At 34.2% G+C, this 18,155-nt stretch carries 12 protein-coding genes; 4 read left to right on the top strand and 8 right to left on the bottom strand.

Features of this window, described 5'->3' with window-relative positions; all coding sequences use genetic code 11:
* Positions 1-111: 111 nt before the first annotated feature.
* Complete coding sequence (prsT, locus tag H4J69_RS02145; RefSeq protein WP_182244313.1) at positions 112-2,859, bottom strand: XrtA/PEP-CTERM system TPR-repeat protein PrsT; 2,748 nt, start codon at positions 2,857-2,859, stop codon at positions 112-114.
* 177 nt (positions 2,860-3,036) lie between these two features.
* Between prsT (H4J69_RS02145) and H4J69_RS02140 the strand changes: the two genes are divergently transcribed.
* The 3 genes from H4J69_RS02140 to H4J69_RS02130 all read left to right on the top strand — a co-directional run bounded on the left by H4J69_RS02140 (position 3,037) and on the right by H4J69_RS02130 (position 6,352).
* Positions 3,037-3,912 carry a dienelactone hydrolase family protein gene (locus tag H4J69_RS02140; RefSeq protein ID WP_182244314.1) on the top strand — a complete coding sequence of 292 codons (876 nt, stop codon included), beginning with the start codon at positions 3,037-3,039 and terminating at the stop codon, positions 3,910-3,912.
* A 99-nt stretch (positions 3,913-4,011) separates the two neighbouring features.
* Entirely contained in the window at positions 4,012-4,443 is a 432-nt protein-coding gene (locus tag H4J69_RS02135) for an FAD-binding protein (protein WP_182244320.1), read from the top strand.
* Between the two features lie 232 nt (positions 4,444-4,675).
* The gene (locus tag H4J69_RS02130) at positions 4,676-6,352 is read left to right on the top strand and encodes an FAD-binding oxidoreductase (RefSeq protein ID WP_182244315.1); all 1,677 of its coding nucleotides are present in this window, start codon (positions 4,676-4,678) and stop codon (positions 6,350-6,352) included.
* A gap of 86 nt (positions 6,353-6,438) precedes the next feature.
* Here H4J69_RS02130 and H4J69_RS02125 read toward each other — a convergent pair whose 3' ends face one another.
* The 4 genes from H4J69_RS02125 to H4J69_RS02110 form a co-directional block, all read right to left on the bottom strand.
* Positions 6,439-7,419 (bottom strand): PEP-CTERM sorting domain-containing protein, encoded by a 981-nt coding sequence (locus H4J69_RS02125; protein WP_182251918.1) that lies wholly within the window; start codon positions 7,417-7,419, stop codon positions 6,439-6,441.
* A gap of 154 nt (positions 7,420-7,573) precedes the next feature.
* Complete coding sequence (gene prsT, locus H4J69_RS02120) at positions 7,574-10,273, bottom strand: XrtA/PEP-CTERM system TPR-repeat protein PrsT (protein WP_182244322.1); 2,700 nt, start codon at positions 10,271-10,273, stop codon at positions 7,574-7,576.
* 55 nt (positions 10,274-10,328) lie between these two features.
* Positions 10,329-12,611 (bottom strand): non-hydrolyzing UDP-N-acetylglucosamine 2-epimerase, encoded by a 2,283-nt coding sequence (gene wecB / locus H4J69_RS02115; protein ID WP_182244323.1) that lies wholly within the window; start codon positions 12,609-12,611, stop codon positions 10,329-10,331.
* The gene (locus H4J69_RS02110; RefSeq protein WP_182244324.1) at positions 12,608-13,705 is read right to left on the bottom strand and encodes a glycosyltransferase; all 1,098 of its coding nucleotides are present in this window, start codon (positions 13,703-13,705) and stop codon (positions 12,608-12,610) included. Before H4J69_RS02110 ends, wecB begins: the two co-directional genes overlap by 4 nt.
* A 114-nt stretch (positions 13,706-13,819) precedes the next feature.
* Here H4J69_RS02110 and H4J69_RS02105 point away from each other — a divergent pair, with 114 nt between their 5' ends.
* Entirely contained in the window at positions 13,820-14,971 is a 1,152-nt protein-coding gene (locus tag H4J69_RS02105; RefSeq protein WP_182244325.1) for a GNAT family N-acetyltransferase, read from the top strand.
* Between the two features lie 87 nt (positions 14,972-15,058).
* Here the strand turns inward: H4J69_RS02105 and H4J69_RS02100 are convergent, their stop codons facing one another.
* The 3 genes from H4J69_RS02100 to H4J69_RS02090 form a co-directional block, all read right to left on the bottom strand.
* Positions 15,059-16,117: a FemAB family XrtA/PEP-CTERM system-associated protein gene (locus tag H4J69_RS02100; protein WP_182244326.1), complete on the bottom strand. Its 1,059-nt coding sequence runs from the start codon at positions 16,115-16,117 to the stop codon at positions 15,059-15,061.
* Positions 16,118-16,221: 104 nt separating this feature from the next.
* Complete coding sequence (locus H4J69_RS02095) at positions 16,222-17,160, bottom strand: glycosyltransferase (protein ID WP_182244327.1); 939 nt, start codon at positions 17,158-17,160, stop codon at positions 16,222-16,224.
* Positions 17,161-17,200: 40 nt separating this feature from the next.
* Positions 17,201-18,097: a polysaccharide pyruvyl transferase family protein gene (locus H4J69_RS02090; RefSeq protein ID WP_182244328.1), complete on the bottom strand. Its 897-nt coding sequence runs from the start codon at positions 18,095-18,097 to the stop codon at positions 17,201-17,203.
* Between the last annotated feature and the right edge of the window lie 58 nt (positions 18,098-18,155).

Genomic DNA, 18,155 nt, shown 5'->3' with positions numbered 1-18,155 from the left:
AACTATGTCGAATATTCACTGTTCATAATATCATCAGAGAAAATACTGATAAAAGTAGCGAAAATAAAATGTACTTCTTCTCTTTTCGCTACTAATACAACAAACCTTCAACTATTCAGACAATTTCCTTTTTTTCTCTATTTGCTCCGCTGATACCACCGTTATTTCGCTCAATATACGTTGGGCTTCTACTCTATTATTATTTGCTAATAACGTTTCTACATAGTTTAAAGCAATATCAGTATCTTTCCCTTTAGACAAATCATAAGCTTCTTTTGCTTTTGCTAATGCTTCGACTTTATTATCTAACTTTAATAAGACCTGAGCGTAAGTATCAACAACATTCGGTATTGTCGAATTAATAGCGTAGGCTTGTTTCGAATATTTCAGGGCTTGTGAATATTTTTTATCTTCCATATACAGCCATGATAAATTATTTAATGCCACAATATTTTTCGGGCTAGCTTTAATAAGTCGTTCATATTCAATAATAGCTTTGTCTTTATGTTCAGCTAAATACATATTTGCTAAACTCAGGCTAACGCGAGGATCAATGTTATTTTCTATGCTTTCCTTATCAGAAAACTGCTCTAACACCTCAATAGCTTGCGATTTTTGATTATTCCCTTCCAAAGCAAAAGCTAAAAACGTCGCATTATTACTAGTAGGCCTGGCCTTATACTGCTGCTCAAGTTTAGGTATTGCATCAATAAAATTTCTTTCCAGTAAGAAAATCCTACCTTCTATTCCTGCTTTTAAATCTTCATTAACATCAAATTTTTCTAATGATTTAAACAAATCTTTCGCATCCGCTATTCCACCACTATCTAATAAAACCTGCATTTTCACCAAATTAATCATTAGATTGTTAGGATGCTTTTTAGAGGCTTCATCTAATACACCCAATGCTCTGTCAGGAAATTTTTTGCTCGTCCAATAATTTGCTAATAAAAAGGCAGGTTCAATATGATAAGGATTATTCTTAAACCACTTATCTAAAATTGAATAGACATCTTTAGCATCTGGCTGTTTAGCATTAGCCATAAGTACTAACTGCCAATAACGTTTTGGGGTTCTTCCACTTAATTGATAACCATTCAATATCGTACTAGCTTGCCTAAATTGATCTAACTGTATAAGAGCTTCGGCTAAAAGCATTCCATGTTTAACATTATCGGCATTACTTTTTTGAGCCTGAGCAATCACCTCTAAGCCTTCTTCATTTTTGTGAAACTCAAAGTATAGGCGAAGTACTTCAATATTATTCGGATGTGCTTTAAGTGCCTGCTCTGTCAATAACGTAGCTTGTTTGGTATCTTTTTGATAAGCAGCCAACTTTACAATTTCAGTTAATGCGTACACATTATTAGGCTCTAATGCTAAGCTTTTCTCTAATGCAGCCTTTCCTTCCTCAAATTTATTATTTTTGAATAAGATTCTCGCTTGTAAATTATGTCCCCCTGCTTTATTTGGGTATAACTCCAACCACTTGTCTGCAATTTTAGTAGCTCTAGCCAAGTTTCCAGACTGAATTGAAGCAAAGGCCAGTGCAAGCTCTGCTGAAATCAATTCAGGGTCTTGCTGTAAAGCTAATTCTAATTTTTCAATGCCAGAAGGATCATTCATCATTAGTTTTAAAATACCGGCTCTTGCAACTTCTTCAGCCGTCATATCCTCCGCACTAGAGGCATAATTAGCCATTTCTTGTGCTTTTTCGTAAGCCCCTACTTCTAATAATTCATAGCTTAATGTAGATAAAAACTGTGCGTTTTCTTTATTATTTGAGTCGTAACCATTTAGTGTTTCACTAATATCATCAATCAAACCTAACTGTAATTGACTTAACGCAAGCATTCTTTTGACCGGATGTTCTGCGGGTAAATATGAAATCAAATCTTTCAGATGACGATGGCTTTGCTCAAAGTTTTGCAAATAAAAAGCACTTGCCCCGGCAACTAATTTCAAACTAAAAGAATTAAACCCTGAACTTAACGATTGATTAGCAAGAACGTTTGCCGTTTTGTAGTCTTTATTTTCAAAGCGTGCCATCGCCTTAATATATTGTAAAAAAGGTTGAGTCGGAATTCTTGCTAAAATAACATCAGCAATGGCCTCAGCCTCATCATATTGGCCATTTTTGATGAGTGAATCAGCGATAAAAAATTGCACTTTACCTGAATTAGGTTGTAATACTTGATATTGCTTAAAGCTATCAACAGCTAAAGCATAGTTATTTTCAACCGTCGCAATCTGACCTTGTAACATAAGTGCATCAGCATTGTTTGGCGTTGTCGTTAAAATTTGCTTCACAAGAGAACTTGCGTGATCAATATTTTGTGTTGAAAAAGCTAAATAGGCATTCGCTAACTGGCTGTAGCCATCTGATCCAAATAGAGAAAGTGCTTCATCAACTATTACCTGGGCAAGCTCATTTTTTCCAGATCTCAATGATGCTAAAGTTTTATAGGCGAGGTATTGAGTATTTGGCATTGATAAAGACTTTTCGTGTATTTCAAGCGCTAAAACATCGTCATCAGATTCTGTCAATATATAGGCACGAGCGAGTAAAGGGAGAACTTTATCAAAGTCATATTTTAATTTATTAGCGCGTTCTAACTCCTTCACCGCGTTTTCGGCATCACCATCGTTTAAATATAACCGGCCTAGTAAGAATCGCGCATGTGCATTTTCACCATCAATTTTAAGGGCATTTTTTAATGAAATAATTGCCGCGTTGTTTTGCTTTTCTAAAATTGAGCTCTCTGCTTTGGTTATATAGGTTTGTGCCGACTCATTGTCAGAACATGCAGATAAAACCATAACAACACTTATACATATTATCGACTTTAAAAATTTCATTAAACTTCCTGTATCTTTTTGCTGGATTAAATACTTACATATGATACTAAAGCATTAAGTCATCTTTTTATATGAAATATAAATAATCACACTTCAGTATAAATATATATGACAAATGCTTTTATCGTGTGTATTGTTATTTGATAAAAAAACTCTCTAAATAAAAAGGAATTTATTATGTTTAAAATATTAGGCTTTATTGTATCTGTACTCTTATGTTCACTTCCCGTTTCTGCAAAAATTAAAATTGAGAAACACCAGCTCCCAATCATTAATTACGTAAGTATTCCCGTCCAAACACTTGAAGATAGCTGGCTAGTATCGGCAAAATTAAGAATTCCACGAACAGATAACGCATCAAAGATGCCTGCAGTAGTCATTATGCATAGCTCAGGCGGTATAGATAGCACGGGTGATTTTTACGCAAAGTCGCTTAATAAAAATGGGATCGTAACCATTGAACTTGATCTATGGGGCGCTCGCAACCTAGCCGGAGGAACCGACAGACCAGCAAGTCCACAAGAAACTTTACCCGATGCTATTGCTGCATTACATTATTTAGCGTCAAGACCCGACATAGACTCATCTAAAATAGGTATTATTGGATTTTCTTGGGGTGGAGTTTTATCTATGCTAACAGCTACTGAACAATATATGGGTATGACAGGTAGCTCTCTTCGATATGCCGCCCATGTTGCGCATTACCCTGTTTGTTGGGTATACAATAATGTTCCTGGTTTTGAATTTGAAAAACTCACCGGTGCACCGGTATTGATTCAAACCGGGCAATATGACGATTACGACTTACCTGACACCTGTTCAAACATGGTGAATAATTTGCCTGATATAGATAAAGAGTTAACTGACCTGAATGTATATAAAAAAGCTTACCACGCATGGGATAGACTTGAACCGACATTAATCGTTGAAGATCCTTTTGCACATTTAGGACAAGGCGGCACTGTTACCTTAAAGCCGAATAAGAAACTTGCAGTTAAATCTCGTCACAAGGCTGTAAAGTTTTTCAAGAAAGCTTTTGATCTTAATGAGTAATAATATTTAAAAATATCAGCAAATATAATAAATACCCTGTGATGCCGGTAGCTTTCAAAATAAAACGACTGGCATCACAATACGAGTTTTAAAAAAGCAATAACTCCCTCTACAAAATTTTATGAAACTGATGCAAGATCAATAAAAACACGAATTTATTGTCATAAAAATACAAATAAAATTGTAATCAAGCCTGCAAATACAGCGCAAGTTCAGCAAATAGTTAAAAAGATTAACCAGTATAATTTATCCAATGACGACTCAAAGTTTTCAATTAGCACGGTAAGCTCAGGAAAAAATTGGGGATATTCAGCGCAAGAACCAAGTTTTGATAATGCCATATTAATGAAACTTTCACGTATTAAAGAACTCGATAACTACGACGACAAGCAAGGTACGATTACCTTAACTCCAGGTGTAACCCAACAAAATCTTTACGAATACTTACAAGAACAAGGTGGAAAGTTCTGGATGGACGCCACAGGGTCGTCTCCGGAGTGCAGTATTACTATCAGTTTTTTTATCAATTGACGATAAGTGTCACTAAGGCAATATATACAGTAGCCACAATTTTACTCGTCACCTTTAACATAATTAACCACCAATGTTGGATGATAATCACAGTCGCAGTAAATTTTTCAAATCAAATTATAATTCAAATACCAATACTCTTCTCTGTTATTTAATTCGCTTCTGCTATGCTCCATTTAGGTACGTAACTGTATATTCAAAATTTATATAAAATGCATAGGTATTTAAAGTAATGGACACTCTATTCGAAAAACTTAGTAATATAATATCCTCAAACGCTAGCCTTCTAACGACTACAGAGCAAAAAGCGCCTTATTTAAGAGGCACAGAAGGACTAACCCGTAATATTACTGCAGTTGTAAAGGTCGCTTTAATTCAAGATGTTGCCGCGATACTTAAACTTGCCAATTATTCAGCTATAGAAAAACAAGACCAGTTTACAGTACATCCAATATGTTCAGGAAGAAATTGGGGGTATGGTACCGGTTTACCCCCAACAGATATACTGCCTGTTATTATTATTGATTTATCTCGACTAAAAAAAATACACCTTATACCTGAACTTGATTTGGTTACTATTGAACCGGGAGTGACTCAGCAAGATCTCTATGAGTTCCTACAAGAAAATAATACCAATTATATGGTTCCTACCACAGGGGCAGGGCCAGATTGTGCCATTTTAAGTAATGCTATCGAACGTGGTTACGGTATAACGCCTAATACTCAGCATTTTGATGCTGTTACTTCATTGAAAGGTTATTGGGCATCAGGCGAGTTATTTCAATCAGCCATTAGTGATCTCGATAAAAGTACACACCCTGACGGTAGTCATCGAGACTTAGTGGATAAAACCTATAAATATAGTCCAGGACCATACATCGATGGTTTATTTACACAATCAAGTTTGGGTATAGTTACTGAAATCACTATCAGATTGGCTAGAAAACGAGAAGCTTTTAAGTCTTTCTTCATCAAAGTATACAATGACGATTTACTCACTGATATTGTGCCGTTAGTACAAAAAACGCTTCGTGATTATGAGGGTATTGTTGGCTCAGTAAACCTAATGGATAAAAGTCGCATATTATCAATGTTTGCTGATAATCCCAATGGAACTGAACAACATCAAGTAATGTCTTCGCAACAAATTAATAACATTGCAAAACAGCAAGACACGCCTTGCTGGACAATCGTTGGCACAATATATGGAACGACTTCAGTTGTGAATGTTGTAGCGAAAGAAATTAAAAATCTTTTTAAAAAAATAGAATGTAAATTTATCTTTTCAGATAGCGCTGTTATTAAGTTAGGTAACTTAGTTATTAATAATATGCCTAATTTTATCTTCAAAATAAGCAATAAATTAGTTGATGTTAAAAAGCAATTAAATTCATTTAATTTAGGTGAAGAAATAATGCTCGGTAAGCCAAATCGAGTTGCTTTAAAACTCGCTTATTGGAGAAATCCCCAACTCCCTAGTTTCAATAAAGATACAAATCATATATTTTCAATTGCTAAAGACAAATGTGGTTTGCTTTGGTATGCACCGCTTATACCCATGATACCTGCAGAGATGGAGCGTTACGTTAGCTTTATTAGAGAAACGTGTCCTAAATATAATATAGAGCCTTTTATAACCTTTACTAATTTACGACATGATTGTCTCGACAGCACTATTCCGATCGTTTTCGACAGCTCTAACCCTCAAGCAGTTAAAGACGCGCATGATTGTTTAAAAGAACTGGTGCTAGAAGGGGCAAAGCAAGGATGGGTGCCCTACCGGTTGAATATTGATCAGCAGCAATGGGTACTCGATAAAGATAAACCGTTTTGGAAAGCCGTACAGTTATTACAAGATAGTTTTGACCCAAATAATATACTTAGCCCCGGTCGATATAATCCAAGATAAACTCATTTAATATTCTTTATTATTAGAAAAGCAAAAGGCCTCCAATTGGAGGCCTTTTAATATATAAACTTAGTTTATATGAATAATTAAGACTGCTTACGACGTGATGCCGCTGCAAAACCTAATAAACCTAAACCAAAGATTGCAATAGACGTTGGTTCTGTAACAGCGAAGCCATGGGCAGTTCCCGAACCACCAATAGAATATGTATCATATTCGCCATTTGTTTTAGCAAATTCGCCTGACAAACCGAAGCCAATCATATCTACAAAGGTAGTTAAGATAGGATTATTACGAATATCTCTTGCAAGTAGGAAACTATCAGCAGCAGTACCACCTGTAACGTCCAAACCAAAAGATGAATCAGCTCGGTTCAAACCAGCCACAGCTAAATCAGCTGCACTTGCAACAACACCAAAATCAACTTGTGTAAATGACAACTCTAACCATGCTTGACCATTCATTGCATTAGTTTTATTACCGACATCAAGGCCTAAATCTAAATCAGGGGTATTATCAAGATAAATATTCATGCTAGCGGTAGCCAAATCAAGACCTGGTGTGAAAGTAATTATTGTAGCAGAAGGGTTACCAGCAGCATTATCTTCTGCAGAACCAGGGAAAGTAGCCAGCGAACCACCAGCCAGAAAATGATTAAATAAAGCATCATTATAAACTGGATTAGCAATCTCTGAAGGCGTTAAAGATAAACCTAAACCTTCAAATGTAAATGTCATCTCACAGCCATTACACTGAAATGAACCTGTTGCAGAGTTAGTATTCAATTCACCGTAGCCAGTAAGGCTGTAATCAGTAAGACCATTAACATCTGTAGCAGGAATACCTCCACCAAACATAGTTGATAGGCTAGTAGCATTATTACTGCTGTCTTCCCACCACTGTACGAAGTCAAACGATGTTGAGAATGTGCCTTTCTTATGATCAGCATCAATATCGGTTAACTCAGTAAATGTAACTCCACCAGGTAGAGAAACTGTCCCTGCATTCGCAAAACTTGCTGTAGCTAGTATTGCTGCTGCTACCATTCCTTTATATAAATTTTTCATATCAATACCTTTATGTTGTTCGTTATATAATTATGTTTTAACTTCTACAGATTACAATGCAATTCGCCCGCCAACTTTTCAAACACTTGTTTATTATAGAATTATTTTACATCCATCAGATTAAAAACATATGATTGTAAAAAAACCTGACATCTTATTTATTAACATTCGTTAATAAAGCTTTGGCTTCTTCAGTTCTATTCATTTTAAGTAAACAATCTGCCATATGTTTTATGATACCTTTATCATCTGGTGCAAGCGCATTTGCCTGTTTATAGTAACCAAGAGCTTTAGAATAGTCTTTTTGTATATAACTCACAAAGCCCAGAGTATCTATAACTTGTGGATTTTGTGGTGCCAATTCAGCTGCTTTATTTACATGTTGAATAGCTAAATCCATATCATTAGTGTTAACCGCAGCATAAGCCAAATTATTATGAATTAGATAATTATTCGGCACCTTCTTAACAAGTAGTAGATATTGCTCTTTTGCTAAAGCAAGATCTGTCGACATATATACTTGTGCCAAATTTGCTCTCACATCAATATTATCTTCTTGTTCAAGAAAAGTAGTCAGTGTTGTAATAGTGCCATTAAGATTACGACTACCCGCATAGGCCATAGCTAGCATCAATACATTTTTTTTATTACTTTCTAATTTTACTAACTCTTCTAAGTAAATAATCGCCACATTAAATTTTTGTTGTGCTAAAGCAATTTGCCCACCTAATCGAGTGAATATAATGGGTTGATTATTGTCTTTAATCTTGTAACTGTTGAACTTAGTTTCAGCGAGTGCGATTTGATTGGTAAATAATAAATAATTGACTTCTAATAATTCTAATACACCAATTGAATTAGAATTATTTAAGCCCTTTTGAATAACTTCTAGTGCTTTTTGATATTTTTTCTGCATTTCAAGTGACAAAGCATATTTAGTAATCGCTTGTATATCTGCACTATTTTTGTCTACAGCCATACTATAAGCTTTTTCAGCTTCAACAATATCTTGAGCGTCTAAATAAATGTCTCCCATCAAAATATAATGGAGGCTACTCTGCTTGTTATCGACTTTGTCTAATAACGCAATCGATTTGTCATACTCTTTAATTGCAGCATAAGATTGTGCCAAAGCAGTTGAAAGTTCAATTGACTCATCTGCGGTCCACTTAGACAAGAGGTATTCTTGTACTTTTAGCTCTTTATCTTTTGATAAAGTAATCAAATTACTTAATGCACCACCGTGCTTACTATTAATTTCAATAATTTGTTTCAATAAGGCTAGTGCTTCGAGGTTATTGTTTTGCTTTTGTGCAAGTTGGGATAACCTAAAACGTGACGAAATATTCTTAGGGTATGCGTTTATTACTTCTTTAAGCTTAGACTCTGCTAAATCAAAACGTTGTCGTCTTATGTCAACTTCAGCCAATGCTACTTTTAAATCTGGCTCATTTGGATAACTCTGTATCCAAGTTATCAATAGCTTTTCAGCTTCATCCAATTCATTTTTTGAAATCAAAGATACGGCTAAAATGATTTTTGATTCTATATTCTGTGAATTTAAATCAACTGCCTTTCGTAACTCTTCTAAGCCTTCGGCATTATCTAGGGACAATTTAAGTAGCCCTAACTGAGTAAGTTTATCAGTATTGCTTATTTGGGTAATGTCTATATTGCGTAAAACTTCCTTTGCTTTTAATAGGTCACCTTTTTTTGCTATGGCTTTACTGGTCGCGGTTAACATTTTTATATCAAAATCTGTAATATCAGTGTCAACTGAATATTCACTGGCAATATCATTTAAATACCCTAATTTAAGACGAGTAATTGCCAATATTTTCTTGCCTATGTGTCCATGTTCTAGTTTTTTATCTAAAGTAACTAAATAACGATATGCTTGCTCAGTGTTGTTTAGTTTAAAGGAACTGATACCACCTATTAGCGTTGCTAATGATCTATCGGGATCAGCATTCATTGATTTTCGCGCATAAGCTTCTGCTGATTCAAAGTCATTATCATAAAATCGAGTAACCGCTTTTAATTCATTCAAAATAGGGTGATTGGCATATAAATTTAAAAGAAAATCAATTTCGCCTTCCGCTTCTTTAAATTCTTCTCCTTTTACTAATGCCGATGCTTTAAAAATTCTCACATGATGTGCTAATGGATGTAAGTTTAAATAGTCGTTATATACTGAAGCAGCGGCTAAATCGTCACCTTTTGATCTTAATAGATGCGCTTTCAATAATATTGCCTCACTTAGGGTATTATCAACTTTTAGCAGTTCTTCAACCGCAGCCAGCGCACCATCAGAAGAAGTACTAGACTTCAGCCACAACATACCCAACTTTGAATATAAGTTATCTTCACTTAGTTCACTTGCCTGTGCAATATAAGACTGTGCTTCTTCAATTTTACTGTTTTGAATATACATCATACCAATATATATATTGACTATAATTTGTTGTTGTTCATTCAAATTATTAATCGTTAACAATTCTTTAAGTTTATCTTCTTTATTTAATAATAAATACGTTCGAGATAATTCATGAATAATTGATTTAGCTTCTAGGCCACTAGTTATTGCTTTTTCAAATTCACTTTCAGCAAACAACACGTCTCCTGTTTGTAAATAGGATTTCCCTAATAGCCCCCTAATTTCAGCATTATTTGGATCTAATCTATGTGCATTTTTTAATTCTACAATGGCTGCCTTATATTGCTTGTTAACAATTAATTGCTTAGCTGAATCAATATATTCTGCAGGGTTGTTTTTATCACCGCAGGCTACAATACCGATCAAACACATGGATGTTACAATAATTGCTTTTTTTATTTTTAGATTATTTCTCATGCTTGTTCCCTGTTAATAAGTATTTTTCATAAACGATATTTATTTTGTCGAAAGCCTATTTCATTAACGTTAATAGTCCACAGCTGTCTATGATTGATTTTTGTGGCTTTAACGTTTTATAACATTCATGTCCAGTAACAAGCACAATCACATCTGCCCATTCGAGTATTTCCTCAATATTGTCAACTCGATCACATTCCCACGCAGGTACATATGGATCATGGTAACGCACCTCAACACCTGCCTGTTCAAAATGTTTTAATATAGGCTGTGCTGGAGTTTCTCTACAATCATCTACATTGGCTTTATAAGCAACACCGAGGATACCTATTTTGGTCCCCCCATTTTCTTTTAGTCGTTCAAGCACTTTTTCTGCCACAACAATTGGCCTTTCGTCATTAACTTTGCGTGCTAACCTAATAAAATCACCTGCTTTAGTATTTTCAACTAAAAACCAAGGGTCAATTGGTATGCAATGGCCGCCAACCCCTGGCCCCGGATTTAATACATTAACTCTAGGATGACGATTAGCTAACTTAATAACTTCATTCACATCTACTTTAAGCTCTTCACACACTTGTGCTAACTCATTAGCAAAAGCAATACCTACATCACGCGAGGTGTTTTCAACTAATTTGACACACTCCGCTGTTGTTAAATCGGTTAAAAACACCTGACCATCAACAAAGCTTTGATATATAGCTTTAACTTTTTGCTGAGCATTAGGATTCGACGCACCAATAATTCTATCGTTATGCACTAACTCATATAATGTTTGCCCAGGTATAGCTCTTTCAGGGCAATGAACAACATCAAGTTGTAAGCCTTTAGCTGCTAATCGTTTTTCAACTTCTATACTGGTTTGCGGTGAGATAGTAGATTCAACGATGACTGTTTGCCCGTTCTTAGCGACTTTTGCAATCGCATCAACCGCTGCAAAAACATAAGAGCGGTCACATTGCTTATTTTTATGAGGTGTTGGAACTGCCACTAAATAAGTTTCACAAGAAGGAATAGTCATTGAAGCCACTAAAAAACCTTGTTCTACAACTTTTTTTACCAGCTCTGGCATGCCGTCTTCATCAAAAGGACACTCTCCTCTATTAATTGAATCAACCTTGTCCTTACTTAAATCAACACCCGTTACAGAATAGCCTGCTTGAGCAAGTAAACTTGAAATAGGCAAACCCATATATCCCATACCAATAACAGCGAGCGTTTCATTCTTAGCAACTATAGGTTGTTCAATAAATTCAGTATTATCAGCAATCACTATATCAAGAATAGCCTCGGCTACATGACCATCACCAAAAGGATTATCCCAAGAGTAACTGTCACGGCTTAACCATTTTGCTGCCGCCTTAACCGCTTTTACAGCATCACGCCCAACAAGCTCACTTGCGCCAACTTCAACCGCTTCTGGGCGTTCAGTATTCTCTCTTAAGGTTAAACTCGGAACGCCTAACAAACATGCTTCTTCTTGAATTCCACCAGAATCAGTTAAAATTAATTTAGCGTGTTTCTGTAATTGAATAAAATCTAAATATCCAACAGGGGCAATTAATTGCAGGTAGCTAGGCACTTCAATATTGAATTCTTTTAATTTTGATTGCGTTCGAGGGTGAATTGGCCAAACAATGGTACCTGTATAATGCTTATGCATTTCATCAAATAAATGAAGTAACTCTAAAAGGTTTGATGCTATATCAACATTAGAAGCGCGATGAGCTGTAACTAAAAAATATTCACCTGCATGCAAATCTAACTCAGATAAAATATTGCTTGTTTTAGCCGAAATATCTAAATGCTGAAATAGGGAGTCAGAAACAGTATTACCTACTGTATATATTTTATCGCTAGCAATACCTTCAGACTTCAAGATTTTTTCTTGATTAGGACCTACTGCAAATAAGTACTCACTAATATGGTCCGTCATTATGCGGTTTGTTTCTTCGGGCATAGAACGGTCATAACTACGTAGACCCGCTTCAATATGGCCTACTTTAATATTTAACTTTGAAGCGGTTAGTGCGCCGGCTAAAACAGTATTAGTATCACCTTGTACTAAAACAACATCAGGCTTTTCTTCTAATAAAATAGGTTCCATTTTTATTAGAATGTTACCCGTTTGATTACTGTGTAACCCTGAACCAACCCCTAAATTATAATCAGGAGCAGGAAGGTGTAATTCGTCAAAAAAAATACTGTCCATTTCTTTTGAATAATGCTGATTAGAATGAATAATAAAGAAAGGTATTTCACGCTTTTGACATTCCCTTATCACAGGAGCCATTTTTATAATTTCTGGACGAGTACCAACGATAATGCCTATTTTCATTTTGATTTCCTATTCTCAACTATAGAGTATTTATCCATGTACGCTTTAACCATTTCTTTCATAGCGTACTTTTCATTAACCAACTGATAAGCATTGTTAACTTTTATTAATTGGCTTTCTTTATTATTTTTAACTTCATTTAATTTATTTGTTAGTGCATCACAATTATTAGACTCTACAAACCAGGCCTGTTCTTCCGTAATAAATTGAGAAATACCCCCAACGTTTGTACATATAACCGGGGTTTTATTCGTCATGGCCCCTAAAATAGTCATCGGCATCGCTTCATATACTGACGAAAATACAAATATATCTGAATTGTTAAGAATAGTAGTTATATCATCCCTAAAACCTAATAGATGTATATGCTTTTGCATTTTCAATGCTTCTATTTGCAGTTGTAGCTCATTAAATAAAGGACCATCCCCAACAATATTCAAACTACAGTTGCCAAAACTTGGTATCGATTTTACTGCCTGAGCAAAAGCATTAATTAACAATTTCTGATTCTTTACTTTGTCTAAACGGCCAACGGTAACAAACACTTTAGGCTCAGCGCTTACAAATTCTTTAGCTTGAGGTACGGCAACACCATTAAAGATCAAGGTAAGTTTTGACGACTTCACGTTAATATCGTTTAAAACCCATTGGTATAAATCATACGAAACAACAATATATTCGGTGATGAAATTCACAATGAATTTTCTAAATAGGTTGTGGGGCTTACTTTTACCCGCAGGATCATCGCCCCCTCTACCATGATCACTATGAACACGGATAGGAACGCCTGCCATTTTTGCCACTAAATGATATTCAATGGTGCCGAAGTTATATGTATTTACTACCCGTGGTTTAAGCTTTTTCAATAAAGAATATAACTTAACGTGTGTTTTAATATCGTTACCGGGCTGTTTATCAAGAACAAAAACTTTAATTTTTTCGTCTATTTGATCAACCATACTCATGTCATCAGTTAAAGAGACAAGTACATGTTCTACATCATACTGGGAAGAATGATTGATTAAATTGGCAATTACTTTTTCAAGGCCTCCACAGCCAAAAATATAGACAAGATGTACTATTATATTTGCCATTTTAAAATATCTGCTTTTCTCTTTAATATTTATGCTTTACATTCCAATAAACTAACAACACAATAAAAGGTAAGATTAATAAGTGTGACTATATTATCGTAATAGGTATCTAAATTGAATGTAAAAAATAAACAAACTCAGTTAAATACCGTTCAAATAACCATCAATCCACTTTTATCTAAACAAGTTATCGCTTTAAAAGAAAAGTGGCAAGCGCTAGAAGCTAAATCTTCACCTTTATTCTTTTTAAGTTGGAAATGGATTGGGCCTTGGTTAAAACAACTAGACGCGTCTGAAAAGTTAATATTAGTGCAAGCCACCCGAAACAATCAAATCGTTGGTTTAGGTGTTTTTGTTGAACAAAAAGTAACACGTTACACTGTACTTAAAAGTACACAATGGTTTTTAAATAGAAGCGGAGTTGGTAGTAGTGATCAAATATGGATTGAGAATAATAACTTTTTAACAACCGATGAAAACAAAGAACTAATAATAGAATCTATATGGCAAACCTTACTTTTACAACACAACAAAGTAGATGAATTTATAATCGCAATGTACCACAACACACCCAAACAATTTAAATTACCTGCATCATCAAAGTACAACATAACAAGAGCATACACTGAAAATGGCTACTATCTTAATCTAAAAGATACAGTCAGCCTTGATGATTATTTGTCTTCTTTATCTAAAAACACTCGAAAACAAATTAAACGAAGCTATAAGTTATTATCTCAGCTTGGAGCGTATGAGTTTTCGATAGCAGAAGATCCAGAAAAACAAAATAAAATATTAAAAAAGTGCAAGCAATGGCACGTAGAGAAATGGCAACGAACAGAGACACCAAGTGGTTTTATTAACCCTAGTTTCACCAGTTTTCATCACAACCTAATGAATGAAGCACACCCTACAAATAAAACCGTTATTGCTAATTTAAAAATTAATGGTGAATTACTGGGGTGTTTATACTGCTTTATTGATAACAATTGTGCTTACTTTTATTTAAGTGCCTTTAAACCAATTGAAGACAATCGCATAAAGTTAGGGCTAAGCCTGCATACCTTATTCATTCAGTGGTTAATTGAAAATAGACCCGCTATTTATAAGTATGATTTTTTGGCTGGAGAAGCAAGATATAAAAAGTCGTTATCAAGCCACCAAGATAATCACAGCTATGTGGTAGTACAAAAAGACTTAATAAAATTTAAAGTTGAAAATTCACTAATACAATTAAAAAACAAGCTAAAAAAACTATTCTCATAGTAAATAATTAGATGCCAGCTACATTCATCCCTACATCTAATTGTTCCTTCATACTTAAGAAAAATAACTCAATCACGAAAATATTTTTTAAGGTAAATTTTTAACCAAAAATGGACCTAAAGTATTAGCAACTGACAAAGGTAGTTTTTTCCACATTTTAATCGCCAAATCAAACTTTGCATTACTAGGAGATAAATTAGGTAATTCACCACCTTCAGGCACCCAATGATACCAATAGCATTGCTGTGGTTCGGCGCCCCACTGTTTTTTAAACTTATATGTTCCTGCATCAATAGTTGAGCGACCAAAATCAAATTCAGTACAGCCACTTTCAATAGCGTGAGACAGTATTTGCCAATAGATATACATATTTACTGAAATTCGGTTCGCATAAGAAAGCGTACTTGCCCAAGGTATTTCCATACGGTCTTTATAGCGGATTAAAAATCCAGTAGATACGGGTTTTCCTTGCCAATAAACAACAACTAAAGAAGCATTTTCACTAAAAGTTGCAAAAATATTTTTAAAAAATGATTTACTATAAACAGGTGTTCCAAGATCTCTCATGTTTTGACAAAAAACAGAATAAAAATCATCTAATAGCTCGATACCGCCAATTTTATGTTCAACACCCTCACGAATGGGGCGTTTAATTTGAGATCGTCGTTTAGAACCAATTAATTTCCCTAATGCATCAGCAGATTCAGGTAAAGTAAGTACCATATTCACTTTATCGGTGGATACGGCTATAGCACTATTTTTTCGTTCTGTTTGTTCCCGATACTGAATATGACTAACGCTGCTTTCACTGCCTTGTTGCTGCAAACGTGTATTTAAGCTATCGGTAATTTCTTGATTATCAGCCAGTACACCGCCATAATTAAAAAAAGGCATTGATACGATGTAATGTCCAAATAATATACTTTTTAAGTTTACGCTAGGTAGCACACCACAAATTTCATTATGTTCGTTAACGGCATAAAAATAATAGCATTTATGATTAAACGTTTTTTCTATTAATCCTTTCCAAGCGGATAGATGATAAATAGAAGCCCCTTCATGCTTGTTCACATAATCATCCCAACGCTGATTATTTTCAGTATCAAGCAGATTAAGTTTATAATTGAAAATGTAGTTTTTGAACATTTTTTTTCCGTAATTAGTTGTATTAAAACTAAATAATTATTGACTGGCCATTCTGGCTACTTTATAAATGTAATAATTCAAAAGATATAAACACTTCTTAAAGCTTAAGTCTGCTTAGCGAAAACTAACATGGTTAACGAAGCTATAATATATTTCCATGGTGTAATCGCATATGGTTTGAATCTTAGCGCTTGTAATTGTGCTTTAATACATTGGCTATACAGTTTGCCAGAATGATACAGTAAGTAACCATGACTAAACCATGCATCGTATAAATAACCACTAAATTCACTTCTACTTATTTCTTCACCGTTTTTACACTTTAAACCAAATTTCATTACATTTCGTTCTAAAACTATTGCGTGATAACATTTATTTTGAGGCTTTGTCATTATGCTATTTGGATGCCTTCTATAGTACGCTAAACAAGCGTCAAGAAAGGCAATTTGATAGTTCGCGGTAATTCTTAGCCATAAATCATAATCTTCAGCAATTTTAAGACCGCTATCAAAATAAATTTCATTTAAAACGTTTCTTCTAAACATTAAAGTAATAATATGAATATGCATCCCTTTGAGTTGTTTGCAGTAAACCCAGCCAGATTTTTCTAAATCTAAATTTTGAGATATAATAGACGCACTTCTTCCATTTATTTGAAAATCATGATCTACTTCAAGGTAATCACCACAAACAAAATTATATTGAGGATTATTTTCTAAAAACTCAACTTGAGCAGCTATTTTGGTAGCTGGCCAAAGATCATCCCCATCAAGAAAACAAATATAATCACCATTGCATTTTGTTAAACCATTATTTCGTGCTGATGAAACTCCACTGTTTACTTGTTTGAAATAAAAAACATTAAAAAACCTTTGAACTAGCTTCTGACTTATTGTTTCAGTTGAGTCAGAAGAGCCATCATTAATAATAATTATTTCAATATTATTATATGTTTGTTCTATTATACTTAATACAGTGGCTTTTAAATACTGTTCGCAATTATAAGCAGGGATGACGACAGAAATTAATGGAGATAAACTCAAAATTAAACCTTATCAATGTTTAGTAATGCTAAAAAATTTCTCACGCTTTTAATTTAGCTAAAATTGTTTTCAATTTATTCACCTGTTTATCTACTATTTCTCTATTCGTAATTACAAATAAATCATTATCAATTAAACTGGAAATTTGTTGACATATTTTATATATATCAGATTTTGAAGTTTTCCTAGGAAGAGGGGCATCCCAATTACTCGACCAAATTTTACAAAATTTAAGTAAATGTTTAACTTCACTTTTTATAATTTCTTTAGTATTTAAACTACTATAGCCTCTATAAAGGCTATTAATTTCTGTAAGAGCAACTTCATGATCTAAAACACTCAACCAATCATTCCACTTGGTGCCGTTAATATGCTCATATGCAGTATAGCCTTGCCAAGGTACACCAAAACAATCCGCAACAATCGCCCCATGCATTGCTTCAGTAATGATTATTTCACTTGCTTTTATTTCATTAACAAAATGCTCAGTATTATTTGTCCTAATATCAATTAAGTGAATACCTAGTAAATCACACACTTCTTCCCATTGACCAACACCTAAGCTAATTGCATGTGGAATTATAGAAACTTTATATTTTTTTTCTACATTTTCTTCAAAAAAATCTTTTAATAAATATGCAGGGTCAATTACGGCTTTATCTTCAGATACTCCTAATGCCTTACAGGTTATCTTTCCTCTTACACAGAGAATATTCCAGTTATCATTAACCTCAGGTGCAGAACCGTAGCCCCAACCTGAGCCAATAACTGTATACTTATCTGCTTTTGGGAGTTTATCATTTAAAATAGATCCAATACCAAGCACTAAATGAGAGCTATCATCGTCGAAAGCATTTGGTAAAACTTTAGGCCATATCCACTCATTTAGGTCATCACCAAAGTTAGCAATGTCCTCTTTATAAAAAAAAAGTTTCATTTTTCTATGTCTTCCACTTAGTAAGTTATTGTACTATAAAATTTTATCATAATAGTTA

It is taken from the genome of Colwellia sp. BRX10-9 (assembly GCF_014077405.1).
Taxonomy (GTDB): domain Bacteria; phylum Pseudomonadota; class Gammaproteobacteria; order Enterobacterales; family Alteromonadaceae; genus Colwellia_A.
This window is presented reverse-complemented; position numbering and strand designations above follow the sequence as displayed.